At 55.3% G+C, this 2,500-nt stretch carries 1 tRNA gene and 2 rRNA genes (1 of these 3 cut by a window edge); all 3 read right to left on the minus strand.

Annotated features, from left to right (window positions below):
* Nucleotides 1-77: transfer RNA gene (locus FOA17_RS06870), tRNA-Met, on the minus strand.
* Nucleotides 78-114: 37 nt separating this feature from the next.
* Nucleotides 115-229, minus strand: a 5S ribosomal RNA gene (gene rrf, locus FOA17_RS06875).
* A 79-nt stretch (nucleotides 230-308) separates the two neighbouring features.
* Nucleotides 309-2,500: ribosomal RNA gene (locus tag FOA17_RS06880) — 23S ribosomal RNA — on the minus strand; it runs 641 nt beyond the window's last position.

A 2,500-nucleotide genomic window follows, 5' to 3' on the forward strand; every position in this document is an offset into this window, starting at 1 on the left:
TGGTTGCGGGGGCAGGATTTGAACCTGCGGCCTTCAGGTTATGAGCCTGACGAGCTACCGGGCTGCTCCACCCCGCGTCAGGGTGTTTTGTATCGTTGATGGGGTCTTTTCTAGGTTTGGCGGTGACCTACTCTCCCACGTCTTGAGACGCAGTACCATTGGCGTGGCAGCCCTTAACGGCCGAGTTCGGGAAGGGATCGGGTGTTTAGCTGTCGCTATGACCACCAAACCGAGGAAAGACCCGTTTGAGGAACATCAGGTTGTTCAAGTTTTTTTGCTTTTGACCAGTAGTTTTGCTGTTACTGGATCAAATCAAGCCTATCGAGCAATTAGTACCGGTCAGCTGAATGCATTGCTGCACTTACACCTCCGGCCTATCGACGTGGTGGTCTTCCACGGCTCTCAAGGGAGACCTTGTTTTGAAGGGGGCTTCCCGCTTAGATGCCTTCAGCGGTTATCCTGTCCGATCATAGCTACCCAGCACTGCCGTTGGCACGACAACTGGTCCACCAGTGGATCGTTCACCCCGGTCCTCTCGTACTAGGGGCAACTCTTCTCAAGTCTCCTACACCCACGGCAGATAGGGACCGAACTGTCTCACGACGTTCTAAACCCAGCTCACGTACCTCTTTAAATGGCGAACAGCCATACCCTTGGGACCTGCTCCAGCCCCAGGATGAGATGAGCCGACATCGAGGTGCCAAACGATGCCGTCGATATGGACTCTTGGGCATCATCAGCCTGTTATCCCCAGAGTACCTTTTATCCGTTGAGCGATGGCCCTCCCACTTGGGACCACCGGATCACTATGGCCGACTTTCGTCTCTGCTCGACTTGTCAGTCTTGCAGTCAGGCTGGCTTCTGCCATTGCACTCAACGAGCGATTTCCGACCGCTCTGAGCCAACCTTCGCGCGCCTCCGTTACGATTTGGGAGGCGACCGCCCCAGTCAAACTCCCCACCATGCATGGTCCTGGACCCGGATAACGGGCCGCAGTTAGACATCAAGAGTGCGAAGGGTGGTATCTCAAGGGAGGCTCCACCTGGACTTGCGTCCCGGCTTCGATGCCTACCACCTATCCTGCACATCACAATCCTGATGCCAGTGCAAAGCTGGAGTAAAGGTTCATGGGGTCTTTCCGTCTAACCGCGGGAAGTGTGCATCTTGACACACAGTTCAATTTCGCTGAGTCCACATCAGAGACAGCGGGGAGATCGTTACGCCATTCGTGCAGGTCGGAACTTACCCGACAAGGAATTTCGCTACCTTAGGACCGTTATAGTTACGGCCGCCGTTTACTGGGGCTTCAATTCGGAGCTTGCACCCCTCCTTTTAACCTTCCAGCACCGGGCAGGCGTCAGACTGTATACGTCGCCTTACGGCTTCGCACAGCCCTGTGTTTTAAGTAAACAGTCGCCACCCCCTGGTTTGTGCCCCCCGCCCATAGTTGCCTACAGACGGGGCTCCCTTCTCGCGAACTTACGGGAGCATTTTGCCGAGTTCCTTTGATGTGGTTCTCTCAAGCGCCTTGGTATTCTCTACCAGTCCACCTGTGTCGGTTTGGGGTACGGTCTGATGGAGGGCTATTTCCAGGAACCGCTCAGCAGCCCGACCAATCCGATAAGGCCGAACTACATCTGCGATCCGTCACATCCTCCTGGCCCAGGAATATTAACCTGGTTCCCATCGACTACGCCTTTCGGCCTCGCCTTAGGGGCCGGCTTACCCTGCTCAGATTAGCTTTAAGCAGGAACCCTTGGACTTTCGGCGACAGGGTCTCTCACCCTGTTTGTCGCTACTCATGTCAACATTCTCGCTTCCGATCTCTCCACCGGATCGCTTACGCGCCGGCTTCACAGAAAGCTCCTCGCCTCCATGCTTCCGCGGACGGAAGGCAAGAGGCATGGAGCTATATCACGGAACGCTCCGCTACCACGCATATTGCTATGCATCCTGAGCTTCGGCTCGTGGCTTGAGCCCCGTTACATCTTCGCCGCAGGACGTCTTGACTAGACCAGTGAGCTGTTACGCTATCTTTAAAGGATGGCTGCTTCTAAGCCAACCTCCTGGTTGTTTTGGACGTCCCACATGCTTTCCCACTTAGCCACGAATTAGGGGCCTTAGCTGCAGGTCAGGGTTGTTTCCCTCTTCACGACGGACGTTAGCACCCGCCGTGTGTCTCCCGGATAGTACTCTCGGGTATTCGGAGTTTGCTTAGGCTCAGTAAGTCTGTGGGACCCCATCACCCATGCAGTGCTCTACCCCCCGAGGTATTCGTCCGAGGCGCTACCTAAATAGCTTTCGCGGAGAACCAGCTATCTCCAGGTTTGATTGGCCTTTCACCCCTAGCCACAAGTCATCCAGACCCTTTTCAACGGGTGTTGGTTCGGACCTCCAGTACGTGTTACCGTACCTTCATCCTGCTCATGGCTAGATCACCTGGTTTCGGGTCTGATCCGTCGAACTCATGCGCCCTTTTAAGACTCGCTTTCGCTGCGCC

Source organism: Gemmobacter caeruleus (assembly GCF_008271655.1).
GTDB classification, from domain to species: domain Bacteria; phylum Pseudomonadota; class Alphaproteobacteria; order Rhodobacterales; family Rhodobacteraceae; genus Gemmobacter; species Gemmobacter caeruleus.